22 protein-coding genes are annotated in these 18,994 nt (G+C 66.2%); 10 read left to right on the forward strand and 12 right to left on the reverse strand.

Annotated features, from left to right (window positions below; translation table 11 throughout):
- Positions 1-27 precede the first annotated feature (27 nt).
- Entirely contained in the window at positions 28-975 is a 948-nt protein-coding gene (gene lipA, locus GZH52_RS06760; protein WP_163315731.1) for a lipoyl synthase, read from the forward strand.
- Between the two features lie 67 nt (positions 976-1,042).
- Here the strand turns inward: lipA and GZH52_RS06765 are convergent, their stop codons facing one another.
- On the reverse strand, positions 1,043-1,309 hold the full coding sequence (locus GZH52_RS06765; protein ID WP_349290643.1) for a hypothetical protein: 267 nt from the start codon (positions 1,307-1,309) through the stop codon (positions 1,043-1,045).
- 134 nt (positions 1,310-1,443) lie between these two features.
- On the reverse strand, positions 1,444-3,228 hold the full coding sequence (locus tag GZH52_RS06770; RefSeq protein WP_163315732.1) for an acyl-CoA dehydrogenase C-terminal domain-containing protein: 1,785 nt from the start codon (positions 3,226-3,228) through the stop codon (positions 1,444-1,446).
- A 182-nt stretch (positions 3,229-3,410) separates the two neighbouring features.
- Between GZH52_RS06770 and GZH52_RS06775 the strand changes: the two genes are divergently transcribed.
- The 6 genes from GZH52_RS06775 (at position 3,411) to GZH52_RS06800 (ending at position 9,756) form a co-directional block, all read left to right on the forward strand.
- The gene (locus GZH52_RS06775; RefSeq protein WP_163315733.1) at positions 3,411-3,941 is read left to right on the forward strand and encodes a DUF2062 domain-containing protein; all 531 of its coding nucleotides are present in this window, start codon (positions 3,411-3,413) and stop codon (positions 3,939-3,941) included.
- Positions 3,928-4,479, forward strand: coding sequence for an NUDIX domain-containing protein (locus tag GZH52_RS06780; protein ID WP_163315734.1), 552 nt, complete (start codon positions 3,928-3,930; stop codon positions 4,477-4,479). Before GZH52_RS06775 ends, GZH52_RS06780 begins: the two co-directional genes overlap by 14 nt.
- On the forward strand, positions 4,472-4,789 hold the full coding sequence (locus GZH52_RS06785) for a PilZ domain-containing protein (RefSeq protein WP_163315735.1): 318 nt from the start codon (positions 4,472-4,474) through the stop codon (positions 4,787-4,789). The genes GZH52_RS06780 and GZH52_RS06785 overlap by 8 nt, the downstream gene beginning before the upstream one ends.
- Positions 4,790-4,980: 191 nt before the next feature.
- Positions 4,981-6,909, forward strand: coding sequence for a PrkA family serine protein kinase (locus tag GZH52_RS06790; protein WP_163315736.1), 1,929 nt, complete (start codon positions 4,981-4,983; stop codon positions 6,907-6,909).
- Positions 6,910-6,967: 58 nt separating this feature from the next.
- Positions 6,968-8,248: a YeaH/YhbH family protein gene (locus GZH52_RS06795; RefSeq protein WP_163315737.1), complete on the forward strand. Its 1,281-nt coding sequence runs from the start codon at positions 6,968-6,970 to the stop codon at positions 8,246-8,248.
- Positions 8,245-9,756 (forward strand): SpoVR family protein, encoded by a 1,512-nt coding sequence (locus GZH52_RS06800; RefSeq protein ID WP_163315738.1) that lies wholly within the window; start codon positions 8,245-8,247, stop codon positions 9,754-9,756. Before GZH52_RS06795 ends, GZH52_RS06800 begins: the two co-directional genes overlap by 4 nt.
- Before the next feature lie 65 nt (positions 9,757-9,821).
- Here the strand turns inward: GZH52_RS06800 and dapB are convergent, their stop codons facing one another.
- Both dapB and GZH52_RS06810 read right to left on the reverse strand, forming a co-directional pair.
- Positions 9,822-10,631 (reverse strand): 4-hydroxy-tetrahydrodipicolinate reductase, encoded by an 810-nt coding sequence (gene dapB / locus GZH52_RS06805; RefSeq protein ID WP_163315739.1) that lies wholly within the window; start codon positions 10,629-10,631, stop codon positions 9,822-9,824.
- 21 nt (positions 10,632-10,652) lie between these two features.
- Entirely contained in the window at positions 10,653-10,994 is a 342-nt protein-coding gene (locus tag GZH52_RS06810; RefSeq protein WP_136552873.1) for an outer membrane protein assembly factor BamE, read from the reverse strand.
- A gap of 83 nt (positions 10,995-11,077) precedes the next feature.
- Between GZH52_RS06810 and fur the strand changes: the two genes are divergently transcribed.
- The 3 genes from fur to GZH52_RS06825 are packed head-to-tail and all read left to right on the forward strand — an operon-like array spanning position 11,078 to position 12,916.
- Positions 11,078-11,512: a ferric iron uptake transcriptional regulator gene (gene fur, locus GZH52_RS06815; protein ID WP_163315740.1), complete on the forward strand. Its 435-nt coding sequence runs from the start codon at positions 11,078-11,080 to the stop codon at positions 11,510-11,512.
- A complete protein-coding gene (gene aat / locus GZH52_RS06820) occupies positions 11,509-12,213 on the forward strand; it encodes a leucyl/phenylalanyl-tRNA--protein transferase (protein WP_163315741.1) in 705 nt (234 codons plus the stop codon). The genes fur and aat overlap by 4 nt, the downstream gene beginning before the upstream one ends.
- A complete protein-coding gene (locus GZH52_RS06825; protein WP_163315742.1) occupies positions 12,200-12,916 on the forward strand; it encodes an arginyltransferase in 717 nt (238 codons plus the stop codon). Before aat ends, GZH52_RS06825 begins: the two co-directional genes overlap by 14 nt.
- A gap of 27 nt (positions 12,917-12,943) precedes the next feature.
- On the opposite strand, the gene GZH52_RS06830 is transcribed toward GZH52_RS06825, so the two are convergent.
- The 8 genes from GZH52_RS06830 to GZH52_RS06865 are packed head-to-tail and all read right to left on the reverse strand — an operon-like array spanning position 12,944 to position 18,811.
- On the reverse strand, positions 12,944-13,408 hold the full coding sequence (locus tag GZH52_RS06830) for an outer membrane lipoprotein (protein WP_239058046.1): 465 nt from the start codon (positions 13,406-13,408) through the stop codon (positions 12,944-12,946).
- 11 nt (positions 13,409-13,419) lie between these two features.
- Positions 13,420-14,469, reverse strand: a complete 1,050-nt coding sequence (locus tag GZH52_RS06835; protein ID WP_163315744.1) for a quinone-dependent dihydroorotate dehydrogenase — start codon at positions 14,467-14,469, stop codon at positions 13,420-13,422.
- A gap of 44 nt (positions 14,470-14,513) precedes the next feature.
- Positions 14,514-15,104, reverse strand: coding sequence for a malonic semialdehyde reductase (locus tag GZH52_RS06840; protein WP_163315745.1), 591 nt, complete (start codon positions 15,102-15,104; stop codon positions 14,514-14,516).
- The gene (motD, locus tag GZH52_RS06845; protein ID WP_163315746.1) at positions 15,101-15,916 is read right to left on the reverse strand and encodes a flagellar motor protein MotD; all 816 of its coding nucleotides are present in this window, start codon (positions 15,914-15,916) and stop codon (positions 15,101-15,103) included. Before motD ends, GZH52_RS06840 begins: the two co-directional genes overlap by 4 nt.
- Positions 15,917-15,928: 12 nt before the next feature.
- Entirely contained in the window at positions 15,929-16,867 is a 939-nt protein-coding gene (locus GZH52_RS06850; protein WP_163315747.1) for a S49 family peptidase, read from the reverse strand.
- A complete protein-coding gene (locus tag GZH52_RS06855; protein ID WP_163315748.1) occupies positions 16,864-17,241 on the reverse strand; it encodes a Rieske (2Fe-2S) protein in 378 nt (125 codons plus the stop codon). Before GZH52_RS06855 ends, GZH52_RS06850 begins: the two co-directional genes overlap by 4 nt.
- Positions 17,217-17,870: an HAD-IA family hydrolase gene (locus GZH52_RS06860; protein WP_163315749.1), complete on the reverse strand. Its 654-nt coding sequence runs from the start codon at positions 17,868-17,870 to the stop codon at positions 17,217-17,219. The genes GZH52_RS06855 and GZH52_RS06860 overlap by 25 nt, the downstream gene beginning before the upstream one ends.
- Positions 17,867-18,811: an RluA family pseudouridine synthase gene (locus GZH52_RS06865; protein ID WP_163315750.1), complete on the reverse strand. Its 945-nt coding sequence runs from the start codon at positions 18,809-18,811 to the stop codon at positions 17,867-17,869. Before GZH52_RS06865 ends, GZH52_RS06860 begins: the two co-directional genes overlap by 4 nt.
- Positions 18,812-18,994 lie beyond the last annotated feature (183 nt).

An 18,994-nucleotide genomic window follows, 5' to 3' on the forward strand; every position in this document is an offset into this window, starting at 1 on the left:
CACCCACAAGGTGCGACTGGAGACCTCATGAAGCAGGACAACGAAGCCGGCATCAAGCACAAGGGGGCGTCCAAGACCGCCCGTATCCCGATCAAGGTGGTGCCGCTCGACGAGAAGCTGAAAAAGCCCGAGTGGATCCGCGCCAAGCTGCCGTCCGGCCAGCGCTTTGGCGAAATCAAGGACATCCTGCGCGCGCAGAAGCTGCATACGGTGTGCGAGGAGGCGACCTGCCCGAACATCGGCGAGTGCTTCAGCAAGGGCACCGCGACCTTCATGATCATGGGCGACATCTGCACCCGCCGCTGCCCGTTCTGCGACGTCGGCCACGGCCGGCCGAACCCGCTCGACCCCAACGAGCCCAAGCACTTGGCCGAGACGGTCGCCGCGCTCAAGCTGCGCTACGTGGTGATCACCTCGGTCGACCGCGACGACTTGCGCGACGGCGGTGCCCAGCACTTCGCCGACTGCATCAGCGAAATCCGCCGCGTCTCGCCCACCACCCAGATCGAGGTGCTGGTGCCGGACTTCCGCGGCAGGCTGGAGATCGCGCTGGAGATCCTCGCCGCGACGCCGCCGGACGTGATGAACCACAACCTGGAAACCGCGCCGCGCCTCTACAAGCAGGCGCGCCCGGGTGCCGACTACCTGCACTCGCTCGAACTCCTCAAGCGTTACAAGGCGCTACGCCCCGAGGTGAAGACCAAGTCCGGCATCATGGTGGGCTTGGGCGAGACCGACGAGGAAGTGCTCGAGGTGATGCAGGACATGCGTGCGCACGACGTGGACATGCTGACCATCGGCCAGTACCTGCAGCCGACCGACGGCCACCTGCCGGTGCTGCGCTACGTGCACCCGCAGGTGTTCGCCGGCTTCGAAGCGCAGGCGACCGAGATGGGCTTCAGCCACGCCGCCGTCGGCGCCATGGTGCGCTCAAGCTACCACGCCGACCAGCAGGCGCATCAGGCCGGGGTGTAAGGCTTGACGGCATGAACAAGGCCCGGTGGGAGAAACCTCCTGCCGGGCTTTGTTGCGTCTGGGGTCCTCAATCTTCCGCTGCGTCCTGCAGGCGGTGGCTGGCGGAAGCGTCCAGGTCCAGCCCGTAGATCGCCTTGAGCTGGGCGATGACGGCGAGCGTTTCGGGCGAGAACGCCTGCTTGCCGTCGAAGGCGTGCAGGACGATGCCTTCGATGAGGTCGCCCAGCGTCATGTCCTTGTGTTCGGCCAGCGCCTTGAGCACCTTGAGCAGTCGTTTCTCCAGGCGGACGCCGGTCTGCACGCGCTCGACCGGGATGGGGGTGGTGCCGCTCACGATATTGCTCCTGTTGTCTTGGTATGCATGTACCAATGTACCTTGGTTTAATCAGGACGCCAACCGGGCGCGCAGCAGGCGCAAAAAAACCGCCCCTGGTCGGGGCGGTCGTGGTTTGGCGTTGTGCGACGTGATCAGAATGCGAAGCTGTCTTCGTCCAGCGCCATCAGCGGCTTGCTGCCCGTCTTGATCTGCGCCTTCAGGCTTTCGACTTCCGGCAGCAGCTTGGCGTAGTAGAAGCGCGCGGTGGTGATCTTGGCGTTGTAGAACGCGTCGTCGCCCTGGCCCAGCTTGGCGTACGCGACTTCGGCCATGCGCGCCCACAGCCAGGCGTAGGTGATGTGGCCGATCAGGCGCAGGAAGTCGGTGGCGGCGGCGCCGGCCTCGTCCTTGTTCATCATCGCGGCCATGCCGATGCCCATGGTGGTCTCGCCGACTTCCTTCAGGAGCTTGGAGAGCGGGCCGACAAACTCGGCCAGTTGCTCGTTGCCAGCGTTCGCTTCGCAGAACTTGTGGATCTGCTTGCTGAACTTGCGCAGCTTGGCACCCTGGTCGAGCAGCACCTTGCGGCCCAAGAGGTCGATCGCCTGGATGCCGTTGGTGCCTTCGTACAGCTGCGAGATGCGGCAGTCGCGCACCAGCTGCTCCATGCCCCATTCGCGGATGAAGCCGTGGCCGCCGAACACCTGCATGCCCATATTGGTCGCGGTGTAGCCGTTGTCGGTCATGAAGGCCTTGGCCACCGGGGTGAGCAGGGCGACCAGGTCTGCCGCGTCCTGGCGCGCTTCGGCGTCCGGGTGCTTCTCTTCGATGTCAAGCTGCAGCGCGAGCAGCGCGGTCAGCGCACGGCCGGCTTCGGTGTACGCCTTCTGGGTGAGCAGCATGCGGCGCACGTCCGGGTGGACGATGATCGGGTCGGCCGGCTTGTCCGGGCACTTGGCGCCGGTCAGCGCGCGCATCTGCAGGCGCTCTTTGGCGTAGGTCAGCGCGCCCTGGAACGACGCTTCGCCCAGACCCAGGCCCTGCATGCCGCAGCCCAGGCGCGCGGCGTTCATCATGGTGAACATGCAGGCCAGGCCCTTGTTCGGCTCGCCGATCAGGTAGCCCTTGGCGTTGTCGAGGTTGATCACCGCGGTGGCGTTAGCCTTGATGCCCATCTTGTGTTCGAGCGCGCCGCAGGAGACCGGGTTGCGGCTACCGTCGGCGTGGAACTTCGGCACGATGAAGAGGGAAATGCCCTTCACGTCCTTCGGCGCGTCCGGCAGGCGGGCCAGCACCAGGTGGATGATGTTGTCGGACATGTCGTGCTCGCCGGCCGAGATGAAGATCTTGGTGCCGGTGATGCTGTAGCTGCCATCGCCGTTCGGTTCGGCGCGGGTCTTCAGGAGGCCCAGGTCAGTGCCGCAGTGCGGCTCGGTCAGGCACATGGTGCCGGTCCAGCTGCCGTCGACCAGATGCGGTAGGTAGGTGGCCTTCTGCTCGTCGGTGCCGTGCGCGTGGATCGCGGCGTAGGCGCCGTGCGACAGGCCCGGGTACATGCTCCAGGCGACGTTGGCCGAGCACTGCATTTCCATGATCGGGAAGGCGAGGGTCTTGGGCATGCCCTGACCGCCGTAGGCCGGGTCGCAGTCCAGACCGGTGAAGCCCAGCTCGCAGAACTGGCGGTACGCGTCCTTGAAGCCGGCCGGGGTGGTCACGCTCCTGGTGGCCGGGTCGTACGCGCAGCCTGCCTCGTCGCCCGAACGGTTCAGCGGTGCGATTTCGTTCTCGCAGAACTGCGCCGCAGCCTCCAGGTAGGAGGCGAAGATGTCCTGGGTGGCTTCTTCGTAGCCAGGCAGCGTCGGGATGGTATCCTGAACGCGGATCAGTTCGTTGAGGACGAAGTCGAAGTCACGCAGGGGGGCTTTGTAGGCAGGCATTCGCTGGATCTCCTTGTGGTGTCGCGCCCGGTGTCCGGGAGGGTTCGTCGCTGCCGGTACTTGCCAACAGCATTCAAACGTATGTTTAAATCAGTGGCGCCGCTTTTGCAATCCCCGCGCCGCATTTTTTCGTCTGCCCGCGACGGGAGTCGGTCAAATTGCGACAATTTCTGCATAAACATATGCCCAGTCGCGAGGAGGTGCTCGCCAATCCGTGGTTGCGCCCGTTCGCGCCTGTCCTGCTGCAGCCGGCGTACTGGACGTGGAACCGGCGCAAGGTGTCGCTGGCTGTGGCGGTCGGCCTGTTTTCAGGGCTGATGCCCGGGCCGACCCAGATGCTGGCCGCGGCCTTGCTCGCGCTGTTGTTCAGGGTCAACCTGCCGGTCGCGCTGCTGACCACGCTCTACACCAACCCGCTGACCTATTTGCCGCTTTACTGGCTGGCCTTCGAATACGGCCGCTTCTTACTCGATATGAATGGCGCGGTTACAATGGACCTCGCGCCCTTGCCGGTATTGCACGGTGTCGATTTCGGCCGCTGGCTGGCCGACTTCGCGCGCTGGTGCCATGCGCTCGGCTGGCCGCTGCTGGTTGGCGTGCCGGCGCTGGGGCTGACGCTGGGCGGTATCGGCTACCTGTCGGTGCGCCTTGCCTGGCGCGCGTACCTGGTCGGCAAACTACGGAAAAGAAGGAGCACTCGTGCAACTCGATGAACAAAGGCTGGGTGGCTCGGAAGTGTTCCGCGGGCGTTTCCTGCGGGTGAACCGCGACGAAGTGCGCCTGCCGGACGGCACGCGCGCTAGCCGCGAGTACGTGCGCCACCCCGGCGCGGTCGCGGTGCTCGCGCTGACCGGTGACGGGGAGTTGGTGCTCGAGCGCCAGTACCGCTACCCGCTTGCGCGTACCTTTGTCGAGATCCCGGCCGGCAAGATCGACCCGGATGAGGCGCACGAGGCGACCGCGCGGCGCGAGCTGATGGAAGAGACCGGCTACAGCGCGGCGCGCTGGACGTGGCTTGGCACCGCCTACCCGTGCATCGGCTACTCCGACGAGGCGATCCACTACTACCTGGCCGAGGGCCTGGTGTCCGGCGAGCGCGCGCTGGACGACGGCGAGTTCCTCGAGGTGTTCACGCTGCCCTTGGCAACGGTGCGGCAGATGGCGGGCAGCGGCGAGATCTGCGACAGCAAGACGCTGGTCGGGCTTTACTGGCTGGACGCGCATCTGGCGAAGGCCGGGCGCGATGGCTGAAGTCGACCCGCGCCGCGACCGGCGCGTCACCCGCCGCGTGAAGATGGGGTGCAAGGCGAAGATCAGGGTGCCCGCCAGCGGCGAGACCTTCTACGGCGAGTGCGTCGACTTGTCGGTCGACGGGCTGGCGGTGCGCTCGAACTTCGTGCCGTGCTTTGGCGAGCGCGTCGACGTGGTGCTGATGGTGCCCGGCATCGGCGCTCAGGCGGCGCGGCCGTTGATGCTGCACGCCGAGGTCCGCCGCTGCAACGAGTGGGTGCCCGGCTACCTGTACGATATTGGCTTGAGGATCGTCTCGCGCGAGCCGTAATGACGGCCTTGTCCTTCCCGAGTAGCCGGCGCGTGCCGGCTTTTTTGTTGCTTTTTTTTTGCTTGTCTTCTGCGCGCTCGCTATACACAAAAAAACACCAAACATAAGTCGTAGGGAGTTCATCTGGCCAAAGGGGGACGCGGTTGCATTGCGCAGCGCGCTGCCCGGGTCAATAGCGAAGGAGCAGAGCCATGCCCGCGGACATCTTCAGTCACTACGCCGCCCGGTACGACCGTACCCGCGAAGAAGAGTACACCATCCAGGAATACCTCGAGCTGTGCCGGCGCGACAGGACCGCGTACGCCACGGCCGCCGAGCGCATGCTGATGGCGATCGGTGAACCCGAGCTGGTCGACACCCGCTCCGATTCCCGCCTGTCGCGCATCTTCTCCAACAAGATGATCAAGGTCTATCCGGCGTTCCGTGACTTCTACGGCACCGAAGAGGTGATCGAGCAGGTGGTCGCTTATTTCCGCCATGCCGCGCAGGGGCTGGAGGAGAAGAAGCAGATCCTCTACCTGCTGGGGCCGGTCGGCGGTGGCAAGAGCTCGATCGCCGAGAAGCTCAAGGAGCTGATGCAGAACGTGCCCTTCTACGCGATCAAGGGCTCGCCGGTGAACGAGTCGCCGCTCGGCCTCTTTAACCCCGAGGAAGACGGCCGCCTGCTCGAGGAAGAGTACGGCATCCCGCGCCGCTACCTGAAGAGCATCCCCAGCCCGTGGGCCGTCAAGCGCCTGCACGAGTTCGGCGGCGACATCGGCCAGTTCCGCGTCGTCAAGCGCTACCCGTCGGTATTGCGCCAGGTGGCTATCGCCAAGACCGAGCCTGGCGACGAGAACAACCAGGACATCAGCTCGCTGGTCGGCAAGGTCGACATCCGCAAGCTGGAGAAGTACGCGCAGGACGACCCGGACGCGTACAGCTTCTCCGGCGGCCTGTGCCTGGCCAACCAGGGCCTGCTCGAATTCGTCGAGATGTTCAAGGCGCCGATCAAGGTGCTGCACCCGCTCTTGACCGCGACGCAGGAGGGCAACTTCAAGGGCACCGAGGGCTTCGGCGCGATCCCGTTCGACGGGGTGATCCTCGCGCACTCGAACGAGTCCGAATGGAAGCAGTTCAAGAACAACAAGAACAACGAGGCCTTCCTCGACCGCATCTACATCGTCAAGGTGCCTTACTGCCTGCGCGTGACCGACGAAGTGCAGATCTACGGCAAGCTGATCGACAACTCGTCGCTGGCCAAGGCGCCGTGCGCGCCGGGGACGCTGAAGATGATGGCGCAGTTCGCCGTGCTCTCGCGCCTGAAGGAGCCGGAGAATTCGAGCCTCTTTAGCAAGATGCAGGTGTACGACGGCGACAACCTGAAGGACACCGACCCCAAGGCGAAGAGCCTGCAGGAGTACCGCGACTACGCGGGCGTCGACGAGGGGATGAGCGGGCTCTCCACGCGCTTCGCGTACAAGATCTTGAGCAAGGTGTTCAACTTCGACCATAGCGAGGTCGCGGCGAACCCGGTGCACCTCCTGTACGTGCTCGAGCAGCAGGTCGAGCGCGAGCAGTTCCCGCCGGAGATCGAGCAGCGCTACCTGACCTTCCTGAAGGAGTACCTGGCGCCCAAGTACATCGAGTTCATCGGCAAGGAGATCCAGACCGCGTACCTGGAGAGCTACTCGGAGTACGGGCAGAACATCTTCGACCGTTACGTGACCTTCGCCGACTACTGGATCCAGGACCAGGAGTACCGCGACCAGGACACCGGCGAGATCTTCGACCGCGGCTCGCTGAACGCCGAGCTGGAGAAGATCGAGAAGCCGGCGGGGATCTCCAACCCGAAGGACTTCCGCAACGAGATCGTCAACTTCGTGCTGCGCGCGCGCGCCAACAACCACGGCAAGAACCCGGCGTGGACCAGCTACGAGAAGCTGCGCACGGTGATCGAGAAGAAGATGTTCTCCAACACCGAGGAGCTGCTGCCGGTGATCTCCTTCAACGCCAAGGCGAGCGTCGAGGACTCGAAGAAGCACGAGGACTTCGTCAACCGCATGGTCGAGAAGGGCTACACCCCGAAGCAGGTACGCCTGTTGTGCGAGTGGTACCTGCGCGTGCGCAAGTCGTCCTGACCGGCCGGCCCGGGCGGCAGGTGCCGCCCGGCAACGCCAGACGAGGGGAGGAAGCGGCATGGCCCATATCATCGACCGCCGTCTGAACGGCAAGAACAAGTCCGCGGTCAACCGCGAGCGCTTCCTGCGCCGCTTCAAGGCGCAGATCAAGGAGGCGGTGGCGCGGGCGGTCAAGGGGCGCAGCATCACCGACATCGACAGTGGCGAGAGCGTGTCGATCCCGGTGAAGGACACCTCGGAGCCGGTGTTCCATCACGGCAAGGGCGGGGTGTGGGAGCATGTGCACCCGGGCAACGAGGAATTCGTGAAGGGCGACCGCATCCCGCGCCCGCAAGGTGGCGGCGGGGGCGGCGGCAGCGGGCAGGGCAAGGCAAGCCAGGACGGACAGGGCGAGGACGCCTTCGCGTTCGAGTTGTCGCGCGAAGAATTCATGGACGTGTTCTTCGACGACCTGGCGCTGCCCAATCTGGTCAAGACCCAGCTCTCCGGCATCATCGAGATGAAGACGGTGCGCGCCGGCTTCACCAACGACGGCACGCCGGCCAATATCAATATCGTGCGCTCGCTCCGGGGTGCGATGGGGCGGCGCATCGCGATGGCCGCGCCGATGCTTGCGTCGCTGAACGAGGCGGAAGAGGAACTTGACAGCCTGCTCGAGTCGGACGCCGACACCGATCTGGACGAGCGCGAACGGCGCCGGCGCATCCACCTGCTACGCGAGCGGCTGTCGGCGATCCCCTTCATCGACCCGTTCGACTTGCGCTACAACAACCGCGTCAGGCAGCCCAAGCCGACCAGCCAGGCGGTGATGTTCTGCCTGATGGACGTGTCCGGGTCGATGGACGAGCAGAAGAAGGACATGGCCAAGCGCTTCTTCATCCTGCTCTACCTGTTTTTGCAGCGCGCGTACGACCGCATCGAGCTGGTGTTTATCCGCCACCATACCAGCGCGGTCGAGGTGAACGAGCACGACTTCTTCCACTCGCGCGAGTCGGGCGGCACCGTGGTGTCGTCGGCGCTGAACCTGATGAAGGAGGTCGTGCACAAGCGCTACGCGTCGAGCGAATGGAACATCTACGCGGCGCAGGCGTCCGACGGCGACAACTGGGACAGCGACTCGGCCAACTGCGCGCGCATCCTCGAGGAGGCGCTGCTGCCGGTGTGCCAGTACTACGCGTACATCGAGATCACCGAGGGCGAGCCGCAGAACCTGTGGTACGAGTACCTGCGCATCCGCGAGGGCAAGCGCAACTTCGCGATGCAGAAGATCCGCGACGCGGCCGACATCTACCCGGTGTTCCGCGAGCTGTTCAAGAAACAGCAGGGGGTGAACAAATGAAGCCGATTTCCAGCGGTTCCGAATGGACGTTCGATTTGATCGACCGCTACGACGCGGCGATCCGCGAGGTCGCCCTCGGCGAGTACGGCCTCGACATCTACCCGGTCCAGCTCGAGGTGATCACTGCCGAGCAGATGATGGACGCCTACTCGTCGGTCGGCATGCCGGTCAACTACCACCACTGGAGCTTCGGCAAGCACTTCGTGTCGACCGAGAAGAGCTACCGGCGCGGGCAGATGGGGCTGGCTTACGAGATCGTGATCAACTCCAACCCGTGCATCGCCTACCTGATGGAGGAGAACTCGATGACCATGCAGGCGCTGGTCATCGCGCACGCCGCGTACGGGCACAACTCCTTCTTCAAGGGTAACTACCTGTTCCGCGCGTGGACCGACGCCTCCAGCATCATCGACTACCTGGTGTTCGCCAAGCAGTACATCACCCAGTGCGAGGAGCGCTACGGCATCAGCGCGGTCGAGGATCTGCTCGACTCCTGCCATGCGCTGATGAACTACGGGGTCGACCGCTACAAGCGGCCGGAGAAGCTGTCGCTCGAACAGGAGCGCGTGCGCCAGGCCGAACGCGAGCAGTACCTGCAGACGCAGATCAACGATTTGTGGCGCACCATCCCGCGCCGCGAGCGCGAGGCGGACGGGCACGCCGCGCCGCGCTTCCCGTCCGAGCCGCAGGAGAACCTGCTCTATTTCATCGAGAAGGCGGCGCCGCTGCTCGAGCCGTGGCAGCGCGAGATCGTGCGCATCGTGCGCAAGGTCGCGCAGTACTTCTACCCGCAACGGCAGACGCAGGTGATGAACGAGGGCTGGGCGACCTTCTGGCACTACACCCTGCTCAACCGCCTGTACGAGAAGGGGCTGGTCACCGACGGCTTCATGATGGAGTTCCTGCAGAGCCACACCAATGTGGTGATGCAGCCGCCGGTCACCTCGCAGTGGTACAGCGGCATCAACCCGTACGCGCTGGGTTTCGGCATGTACCAGGACATCAAGCGCATCTGCGAGGTGCCGACCGGCGAGGACCGCGCATGGTTCCCCGACATCGCCGGTTCCCCGTGGCGCGACACGCTCGACTTCGCGATGAAGAACTTCAAGGACGAGAGCTTCATCGCGCAGTACCTGTCGCCCAAGCTGATCCGCGACTTCAGGCTGTTCTCGATCCGCGATGACGACCGCGACGACAAGCTCGAGGTGTCGGCGATCCACGACGAGGGCGGCTACCGCCAGGTGCGCGAACTGCTGGCCGACCAGTACAACCTCGGCTCGCGCGAGCCGAACATCCAGGTGTGGTCGGTCAATATGCGCGGAGACCGCAGCCTGCTGTTGCGCCACACCATGCACAACCGGCGGCCGCTCGACCGCGGCAGCGCGGTCGAGGTGCTCCGCCATGTCGCGCGGCTGTGGGGCTTCGACGTGCGCATGGAGAGCGTCGACGCTGACGGCCACGCGCGCGAGCATTTCGAGGTCAAGGCACCGACCGAAGCGTACGCCTGAGCCGCGGCTTGGCCAGCAAAAAGCCCTGCGCGCTGCGCAGGGCTTTTGTGTGTAGCGGCGGGCGCTCAGCGCAGCGCGAGCACGTCCTGCATGTCGAAGAGGCCGCTTGGCTTGTCTTTCAGCCAGCCGGCGGCGCGCACCGCGCCGTTGGCGAAGGTCGCGCGGCTGGAGGCCTTGTGGGTGATCTCGACGCGCTCGCCGATGGCGGCGAACAGCGCGGTGTGGTCGCCGACCACGTCGCCGGCGCGCACGGTGGCAAAGCCGATGGTGTTCGGGTCGCGCTCGCCGGTCACGCCTTCGCGGCCGTACACCGCGCAGGTCTTCAGGTCCCGGCCCAAGGCGTCGGCGATCACCTCGCCCATGCGCAGGGCGGTGCCGGACGGTGCGTCGACCTTGTGGCGGTGGTGCGCCTCGATGATCTCGATGTCGTAGCCTTCGTTCAGCACGCGGGCGGCGATGTCGAGCAGCTTGAAGGTCAGGTTGACGCCGACGCTGAAGTTGGCGGCAAACACTACCGGCACTTCGCGCGCGGCTTCTGCGATGGCCGCCTTGCCTGCGTCGTCAAAACCCGTGGTGCCGATCACCGCCTTGACGCCGTGGCGCACGCAGGCAGCGAGGTGTTCGAGCGTGCCCTCGGGGCGGGTGAAGTCGATCAGCACGTCGGCGCCCTTGAGGGCCGCGTCGACGTCGCTGCTGATGGCCACGCCGGTTTGCGTGCCGCAAAACAGGCCGGCGTCCTGGCCGAGGTAGGGCGAGCCTGTGCGTTCGAGTGCGCCATGCAGGGTGCAGGCGGGCGCGGCGAGCACCGCTTCGATCAGCGCGCGGCCCATGCGGCCGCCGGCGCCGGTAATGACGATCTTCAGTTGCTGGTCCATCGGGTTTCTTCCGTGTCTGTCTTATTGTTTGGCCGGCGTCTCGCCGCGACCCTCGACGGAGACCACCATGTCGTCCTTGAAGACGACGGTGACGAGGCCCTTCTCGGTCGGCTTGCCCTGGACTTCACGCAGGTAGCTGTAGTCCCAACGGTTGGCGTGGAAGGGGTCGGCCAACAGCGGGGTACCCAGCAGGAAACGCACCTGATTGCGCGTCATGCCCGGCTTGACCTGCGCTACGGCCGCTTCGCTCAATTCGTTGCCTTGCTCGATCACCATGCGGTGCGGGGTGAACCAGTTGATCGGGTTGACCGAACTGCAGGCCGTCAGCAGCAGGGCGGCGGCGAGGGAAAGGATCTTGGTCATCGTGTGCGCGCCGGCAGAACCGGGTTGGGTAAACGTTTAAAAGCCTTTATGATACAGAGAATCACCGCACCAGTCATGACACGATGAGCAAAGCCAGTCACCTCAAGGATATCGGCCTGAAAGCAACCGGGCCGCGCCTGACCATCCTCGAACTGTTCGAGAACAGCGAGACCCGCCACCTGTCCGCCGAGGACATCTACCGCAAGCTGCTCTCGGACGAGGTCGACATCGGCCTCGCGACCATCTACCGCGTGCTCACCCAGTTCGAGCAGGCGGGCATCCTGGTGCGCCACCATTTCGAATCCGGCAAGGCCGTTTACGAACTGAACCAGGGCGGCCACCACGACCATATGGTGTGCGTCGGATGCGGGACCGTCACCGAATTCTTCGACCCGGAGATCGAGCGCCTGCAGGAACGCATCGCCAAGCAGCACGGCTTCGCGATCCAGGACCATTCGCTGTACCTGTACGGTGAATGCGCCGAGTGCCAGTCCAGGCGCGCACCGGGCAAGCGATGATTCCCTGGCTCGGCTCGTCGCCGGCCTTTCCGCCGGTCGATACCGCGCAGGAAGACCCGGACGGCCTGCTGGCCGCCGGCGGCGAGCTGACCCTGCCCTGGCTTGCGCGTGCGTACGGCCGGGGCATCTTCCCGTGGTTTTCCCGCGGCGAGCCCATCCTGTGGTGGTCGCCGTCCGAGCGCATGGTGCTGTTGCCCGGCGACCTGAAAGTCAGCCGTTCGCTGGACAAGACCTTGCGTAACCGCGCCTACGAGGTGCGCTGCGACAGCGCGTTCGAGGCGGTGATCCGCGCGTGCGCCACCGCTCCGCGCGAAGGGCAGGGCGGCACCTGGATCGTCGACGAGATGGTCGACGCCTACGTCGCGCTCCATCGTGTCGGCCACGCGCATTCTTTCGAGACGTGGATGGACGGTGAGCTGGTCGGCGGCCTGTACGGCGTCGCCTTCGGGCGCATGTTCTACGGCGAGTCGATGTTCCACCGTGCGCGCGACGCGTCGAAGATCGCCTTCGTGCATATGGCGCGCCACCTGCAGGCGAACGGCTTTTCGATGATCGACTGCCAGTTCCACACGCCGCACCTCGCCTCGCTCGGCGCAGCGCTCATCCCGCGGCAACGCTTTGTTGCGACGCTCGCAGGCCTGGTGGCGCAGCCGCAGCCGGCCGGGCTCTGGCATTACAGGTTCCGCAATGAGCCATCGTGACGCCAGCCAGTCGGTCGTGCATTTCTACGCGACCGCGCCTTACCCGTGCAGCTACCTCGACGGGCGCGAGGCGCGCTCGCAGGTCGCGATCCCGGTGGAGGCGATCGACGCCGCGCTCTACAGCCAGCTGGTGCGCATGGGGTTCCGGCGCAGCGGCTATTACACCTACCGTCCGTTCTGCGAGGGGTGCGAGGCGTGCGTGCCGGTCAGGCTGCGCGCGGCGCAGTTCGTGCCGGACCGCGCGCAGCGGCGCACCTGGCGTCGCCACCAAGGCCTGACGGTGCGGGTGCTGCCGCTCGCGTTCGACGCGCGCCACTTCGAGCTGTACCGGCGCTACCAGTGCGCGCGCCACCCCGGCGGCGGCATGAGCGAGGACGGCAGCCAGCAGTACAGCGAGTTCATCCTGAAAAGCCGGGTCGACAGCGTGCTGGTCGAATTTTGCGAAGGGGAGACAGTGCGCATGGTCAGCCTGATCGACCGGCTGGAGGACGGGCTGTCGGCGGTGTACACCTTCTACGACCCGGACGTGCCCGGCGCGAGCTACGGCAACTACAGCGTGATGTGGCAGGCGCGCTGGGCGCGCGAGCTGGGCCTGCCCTTCCTGTACCTTGGCTACTGGATCGGCGAGTGCCGCAAGATGGTGTACAAGTCGCGTTTCAAGCCGCTCGAGCGGCTGGCGGATGGTGTCTGGGCGCCGTTCTGAGGCGCCCGAGGTTACATCGGCACTACTTTACATTGGGACCACGCGCATGGTGCCGGCGCCGGTCAGGATGCGCACGCGCTGGCCTGCCACCAGCGGCAGGTCGCCGTCCTGCACCACCGAGATCATGCGGCCGTCGCGGTCGAGGCGCACGGTGACTTCCAGCGCGTTCTTGGTGCCCACGCCCTGCTGGATCGACTCGCTGGCGAGCCCGCCTATCATCGCGCCGGCGATCGCGCCGACCGTCGAGCCGGAGCCGCCGCCGATATTGCTGCCGGCGATGCCGCCGATCGCGGTGCCGCCCAGGGTCAGCAGCGGATTCTTCTCGCCTTCGACCTTCACGTTCTGTACCGAGACCACCTGGCCGAATTCGACCGTCTGCGGCTGTTGTAGTTGGCCGCGCTTGTAGACCACCGCCGAGTCCGAAGGCGCAGCGCAGCCGGTGACAGCCAGCGCAGCGGCGACAAAGAGGGTGGCGGGCAGGATTTTTTTCATTGCTGTGTCTTTCAGGCCTGGACGCTTGTGGCGCCCGTATTGTTCAGTCGCGCGATCGCGTCGACGCATTCGCCGACCAGGGACGGGCCCCGGTAGATCAGCCCGCTGTAGAGTTGGACGAGGGTGGCGCCGGCTTCGATCTTGCGTGCGGCATCGGTTCCGTCAAGGATGCCGCCCACCCCTATGATAGGCATCGCCCCGCCGAGTTCCTGCGCGAGGGTGCGGATCACTTCGGTCGAGCGCTCGCGCACCGGCGCGCCGGACAGGCCACCGGCCTCGTCCGCGTGCAGGTGGCCGGCGACCGCGTCGCGCGACAGCGTGGTGTTGGTCGCGATCACCGCGTCGACTTCGTGCTCGGCGAGCAGCCGCGCGATGTCGCGCACCGCGTCGTCGTCGAGGTCGGGCGCGATCTTCACGGCGAACGGCACGTAGCGGCCGTGCGTGTCGGCCAGCTGCGCCTGGCGTGCCTTGAGCGCCGCGATCAGCGCGGCGAGCTCCTGCCCCTGCTGCAGCTGGCGCAGGTTCTTGGTGTTCGGCGACGAGATGTTCACCGTCACGTAGCTCGCGCACGGGTAGACCTTGTCGAAGCAACTCAGGTAGTCGTCGGTGGCGCGTTCGATCGGCGTGTCGGCGTTCTTGCCGATATTGATGCCGAGCACGCCCTTGAAGCGGCTCGCCTCGACGTTGCGCACCAGGTTGTCGACGCCCAGGTTGTTGAAGCCCATGCGGTTGATCACCGCCTGGTGCTCGGGCAGGCGGAACAGGCGCGGCTTGGGGTTGCCCGGCTGCGCGCGCGGGGTGACGGTGCCGATCTCGATGAAGCCGAAGCCCAGGGCGGCGAGCGCGTCGATATGCGCGCCGTCCTTGTCGAGCCCGGCGCCAAGGCCGACCGGGTTGGGGAAGGTCAGCCCCATCGCCTTGACGGGGAGGCGCTTGGGCTTCTTCCCCAACAGGGTGTCCAGTTGCAGGGCGTGCGCCCTGTCCAGCGCGCCCAGCGTCAGGCGGTGGGCGGTCTCGGCGTCGAGGCTGAACAGGAGCGGGCGAAGCAGGCTGTAGAGCATGGCGGGTGCGGGCGTGATGCCCTATTTATGCAAACTTGCTGATCCTACAGGATCCGGCACGCTTCGTCGAAGGCCGGGCGCGGCAGCCGCGGGTGCAGGCGGCTCGCGTCGCCGTAGCCCAGGTTGATCAGGAAGTTGCTGCGCCAGCGTCCGTCGGCGAAGAATTCGGCGTCGACGCCCGCCTTGTCGAAGCCCGACATCGGCCCGCAGTCGAGGCCGAGTGCGCGCGCGGCCAGCATCAGGTAGGCGCCTTGCAGGTTGCTATTGCGCAGCATGGTCTCCTCGATCAGCACGTCGTTGCCGGCGAACCAGCTTCTGGCGTCGGTATGCGGGTAGAGCGTCGGCAGCGCTTCGTAGAATTCGCGGTCGGCGGCGACGATCACGGTGACCGGCGCCTGCAGCGTCTGCGCGACGTTGCCGGGGGCGAGGTGCGGCTCGAGCCGGGCCTTGGCCTCGGGCGAGCTCAGGAACACGAAGCGGCCCGGGCAGCTGTTGGCGCTGGTCGGCCCCTGGCTTGCGATTGCGTAGAGCTGGCGCAGCATCGCGTCGCTGACTCGGCGTGCCTGCCAGTGATGGTGGGTGCGTGCCAGGTTGAACAGTTGGTCCAGTGCGCTGTCGGCGATCGCGGTGCTCATTGTGTACCTCGTAGAGGGGTGGGCGAGGAAGCGTCTTCGGTGAGGGTAGAGGGCAGCGCGGCCAGCTCTTCCTTGCCGCGTGCCAGGATGGTGATCGCGACGCGCCGGTTCTGCGCGCGGCCCTGTTCACTTGTATTGTCGGCGAGCGGGCGCGTCTCGGCGCGGCCGATCGCGACCAGGCGCTCGGCGGCGACGCCGTTCTCCTGCAAGAGGCGCACCACGCTGCCGGCGCGCGCGGCGGACAATTCCCAGTTGGACGGGTAGTTCGCGTTGCGGATCGGCACGTTGTCGCTGAAACCCTCGACCTTGATCGGGCTGTCCAGCGGTACGAGCACGCCGGAGAGCGCGGTCACCAGCCGGATCGACTCGGGCGACGGCGTCGCCTGGCCGACCGGGAACAGCGCGTTGTCGCGGATGTCGACCTGGATGTCGTCGCCTTTGCGGCTGACCTTGACCTGGCCGTTGGCCGACAGCGGCGCGAGCACTTCGTTAAGCGTGCGCTCGAGCCGGTCGGCCTGCGTCTTCGGCGGCACCGGTTGCGAGGCGACCTTGCGCGCGATGTACTTGGCGTCAGGCGCGGCGATCTGGGTGTTCGCGCTGCCGGAGGGCTTGCTTTGCAGCGCCAGCGGCGAGGTGCCGAAGGCGTCGACCAGCGCACTGGAGAGCGAGCGGTACTTGCTCTCGTTCACCTGCGACACCGCGTACATCACCACGAAGAATGCGAAGAGCAGGGTGATGAAGTCGGCGTAGGAAACCAGCCAGCGCTCGTGGTTCTCGTGTTCTTCCTCGTGTCGGCGGCGTCGGCGGCTCACGGCGGCTCCGGCTCAGTAAAAGCGCGTACCGAACAGGGTTGCGAACCCCTGCGCGAACTCGACGCCCAGCAAACGCGCGGCGCGCTTGCCGAAGCCTTCTTCCTGCGTGAATTCGACCAGCTTCTCGGCCTTGAACTCGTCGCGTGCGACCTGACGCACCGACGAGAGTCCGTCGACGAGACCGTTCTGCTTGCCCTGCGCGCCCAGCCAGACGCGGCCGGAGAAGGTGTCGTCCGAAACCTGCAATCGCGCGCCGCGGCCGCTCTTCACCGCCTGGATGAACTGGCCGTGGATGGTGTCGACCAGTTCGTGGCGGATCGCCTCGTGCTGCGGGTTGGCCGGCGAGAACGGGTCGCCCATGCCCTTGTTTTGGCCGGCGGTCACCAGCCGGCGTTCGACGCCGAGCTTCTGCATCGCGTCGGTGAAGCCGAAGCCGTCGGAGAGTACGCCGATCGAGCCGACGATGGACGCCTTGTCCGCGTAGATGCGGTCGGTGGCCGCCGCGATGTAGTAGCAGCCGGACGCGCACACTTCCTCGACCACGGTCACCAGCGGGATGTCCGGGTGCGCCTTCTTCAGGCGACGGATCTCGTCATAGGCGATGCCGGAGAGCACCGGGCTGCCGCCGGGGCTGTTGGCGCGGATGATGATGCCGCGCGTGCCCTTGTCGCGGTACGCGGCTTCCAGGCCTTCGAGCAGGCGGTTGCTGCTGTCGTTCTCGCTGCTGATCGCACCTTCGAGGGCGACCACGGCGGTGTGCGTACCGTCGAGCAGGCGATTCTGGCTGTCCTGGTTGCGGCCGCTGACGGCGAGCGCGATCAGCGCGACGGCGACCGCCAGCCAGGCGAGGCGGAAGAAGATCTTCCACTGGCGCGCGCGCGTCTGCTCCTTCAGTGCAGCACCGGCAAGTTTGGTGATTAGTTCGCGTTCCCAGTCGGGTTGTTCGTTCACGTGGCGTCCGTCGTCAGAGTATGGTTTTCCGGCAGATGATAAACCCCTGCGTCATTTTCGTGTACGGCAACCGGTAGAAGCGACGCACCCGCGCACGGCCCGGCGACGCACAGGCCGCTGTCGGGCGCGTACAGCGCGCCGTGGGCGCTGCACACCAGGAACGCGCCGTCCCGGTCGAACACCTTGCCGTCGATCAAATCCAGTTCGAGCGGCAGGTGACGGCAGGCGTTGACCCAGCCGTAGACGCGGCCCTGGTAGCGCACCACGAAGGCGGGCCGCGTTTCGCCCCCGAGCCTCGCCTCCAAGCGCACGGCAAGGCCGCGTTCCTTGAGCGCGCTGCCCGCGCAGATCAGTACAGGCGCGGCGTCAGCCATGCGTCCAGCGCGGCGAAGTTATCGAAAATGGCGGCGGGCTGGCACGCGGCGAGGGTGTCGACCGGATGTGCGCCGTAGCTGACGCCCAGCGCGTGGGTGCCGGCGTTGGCGGCCATCAAAAGGTCGTGGCTGGTGTCGCCGACCATCGCCGTGCGCGCCGCGTCGACGCCAAGGTCGGCCGTGATCTCGGCGAGCATCTGCGGGTGCGGCTTGGACGCGCACTCGTCGACGGTGCGGGTGGCGTCAAACAGACCGGCGAGGCCGGTGGCCGCGAGTGCGCGGTCGAGGCCGCGCCGGCTCTTGCCGGTGGCGACCGCGAGCAGGGCGCCGCGCGCCTTCCAGCGTGCGAGCGCGTCGGCGACGCCGTCGAAGAGTTCGATGGTTTCCTCGCCGGTCAGGTAGGCGCGGCGATACGCGTCTTCCAGCGCGCGGTACGCCTCGTTGCTCTGGCCGGGGCAGGCGGTTGCCAGCGCACGCGGCAGCGCGAGGCCGATCACGTGGCTGGCCGCCGCGCGCTCCGGGACGGGCAGGCCGGTCGCCTCGCAGGCGCGCTGGATCGAGCGCACGATATGCGCGGTCGAATCCATCAGCGTGCCGTCCCAGTCGAAGACGATCAGTTCGAGCTTCATGGCTGTTTCTCCAGACGGGCGGTAAACGCGGCCAGTTCTTTCGGCAGCGGGGCGGACAGCTCCAGCGGTTCGCCGGTCAGGGGGTGCGGCAGCTTCAGGCTGTGCGCGTGCAGGAACATGCGCTTGAGGCCGTCGCGTACCAGCGTCTTGTTGCGCGCGAAGTCGCCGTACCGCTCGTCGCCGGCGATCGGGCAGCCATTCGCCTGCGTGTGCACGCGGATCTGGTGGGTGCGGCCGGTCTTCAGCCACGCCTCGACCAGGGTGAAGCCGCGGTAGCGTTCGAGTACGCTGAAGATGGTATGCGCGTACTGGCCGCCTTCTTCCTGCACGCGTACCCGTTTCTCGCCCTCGGGGGTGTGCCACTTGAACAGCGGCAGCTTGACGTGGCGCAGCTTGTCCGGCCACTGGCCGAGCACCAGCGCGAAGTAGCGCTTTTGCGGCACGTCGTTGCGGATCATCTCGTGCAGCTTGACCAGCGCCGAGCGCTTCTTGGCGATCATCAGCAGGCCCGAAGTCTCGCGGTCGAGGCGGTGCACCAGCTCCAGGTAGCGCGCCTCGGGCCGCGCGCGCCTCAGTTGTTCGATCACGCCGAACGACACGCCGCTGCCGCCGTGCACGGCGACGCCGGCGGGCTTGTCGATCACCAGCAGCGCGTCGTCCTCGTATACCACCGGGAAGTGCCCTTCCGGGACGAAGGTCTGCGCCGCCTCGCGGCTGGCGGTGCGCACCGGCGGTAGGCGCACGTTGTCGCCCGCGACGAGGCGGTAGGCGGCGTCGACGCGGCCCTTGTTTACCCGTACTTCGCCCGAGCGCAGGATGCGGTAGACATGGCTCTTGGGCACCCCCTTGAGGATGCGCACCAGGTAGTTGTCGATGCGCTGCCCGGCGTCTTCTTCGTCGATCTGGACGAAAGAGACGGACTCTTTGCGTATATCTGTCATATTGCTTATACTTCGCAAGCTTCGCCACGCTTGGCAAGGCCCGGCAGAACCGGGCGCCGGCGGGCGCTAGTGAATTCCGGAAGAGATTAAGGTCGAATGCCTGACGGACAAGACGGGTGTTCGGCGCTGCTGTGCTTTCAAGCGCGGTCCGGCAGGGTCAAGCCCTGGCCTGATGACCGCTGC

Origin of the sequence: Crenobacter caeni, from assembly GCF_010435965.1 — a bacterium.
In the GTDB taxonomy this organism is placed as follows: domain Bacteria; phylum Pseudomonadota; class Gammaproteobacteria; order Burkholderiales; family Chromobacteriaceae; genus Craterilacuibacter; species Craterilacuibacter caeni.

What these genes read in the sequence shown, in the direction of transcription:
- fur (WP_163315740.1), top strand. Translation starts at nt 11,078, where the DNA reads ATGAGCAAAGCCAGTCACCTCAAGGATATCGGCCTGAAAGCAACCGGG.
- GZH52_RS06770 (WP_163315732.1), bottom strand. Translation starts at nt 3,228, where the DNA reads ATGCCTGCCTACAAAGCCCCCCTGCGTGACTTCGACTTCGTCCTCAAC.
- GZH52_RS06790 (WP_163315736.1), top strand. Translation starts at nt 4,981, where the DNA reads ATGCCCGCGGACATCTTCAGTCACTACGCCGCCCGGTACGACCGTACC.
- GZH52_RS06835 (WP_163315744.1), bottom strand. Translation starts at nt 14,469, where the DNA reads ATGCTCTACAGCCTGCTTCGCCCGCTCCTGTTCAGCCTCGACGCCGAG.
- GZH52_RS06840 (WP_163315745.1), bottom strand. Translation starts at nt 15,104, where the DNA reads ATGAGCACCGCGATCGCCGACAGCGCACTGGACCAACTGTTCAACCTG.
- GZH52_RS06855 (WP_163315748.1), bottom strand. Translation starts at nt 17,241, where the DNA reads ATGGCTGACGCCGCGCCTGTACTGATCTGCGCGGGCAGCGCGCTCAAG.
- GZH52_RS06795 (WP_163315737.1), top strand. Translation starts at nt 6,968, where the DNA reads ATGGCCCATATCATCGACCGCCGTCTGAACGGCAAGAACAAGTCCGCG.
- GZH52_RS06785 (WP_163315735.1), top strand. Translation starts at nt 4,472, where the DNA reads ATGGCTGAAGTCGACCCGCGCCGCGACCGGCGCGTCACCCGCCGCGTG.
- GZH52_RS06800 (WP_163315738.1), top strand. Translation starts at nt 8,245, where the DNA reads ATGAAGCCGATTTCCAGCGGTTCCGAATGGACGTTCGATTTGATCGAC.
- GZH52_RS06860 (WP_163315749.1), bottom strand. Translation starts at nt 17,870, where the DNA reads ATGAAGCTCGAACTGATCGTCTTCGACTGGGACGGCACGCTGATGGAT.
- GZH52_RS06825 (WP_163315742.1), top strand. Translation starts at nt 12,200, where the DNA reads ATGAGCCATCGTGACGCCAGCCAGTCGGTCGTGCATTTCTACGCGACC.
- lipA (WP_163315731.1), top strand. Translation starts at nt 28, where the DNA reads ATGAAGCAGGACAACGAAGCCGGCATCAAGCACAAGGGGGCGTCCAAG.
- aat (WP_163315741.1), top strand. Translation starts at nt 11,509, where the DNA reads ATGATTCCCTGGCTCGGCTCGTCGCCGGCCTTTCCGCCGGTCGATACC.
- GZH52_RS06830 (WP_239058046.1), bottom strand. Translation starts at nt 13,408, where the DNA reads ATGAAAAAAATCCTGCCCGCCACCCTCTTTGTCGCCGCTGCGCTGGCT.
- GZH52_RS06865 (WP_163315750.1), bottom strand. Translation starts at nt 18,811, where the DNA reads ATGACAGATATACGCAAAGAGTCCGTCTCTTTCGTCCAGATCGACGAA.
- GZH52_RS06775 (WP_163315733.1), top strand. Translation starts at nt 3,411, where the DNA reads ATGCCCAGTCGCGAGGAGGTGCTCGCCAATCCGTGGTTGCGCCCGTTC.
- GZH52_RS06810 (WP_136552873.1), bottom strand. Translation starts at nt 10,994, where the DNA reads ATGACCAAGATCCTTTCCCTCGCCGCCGCCCTGCTGCTGACGGCCTGC.
- dapB (WP_163315739.1), bottom strand. Translation starts at nt 10,631, where the DNA reads ATGGACCAGCAACTGAAGATCGTCATTACCGGCGCCGGCGGCCGCATG.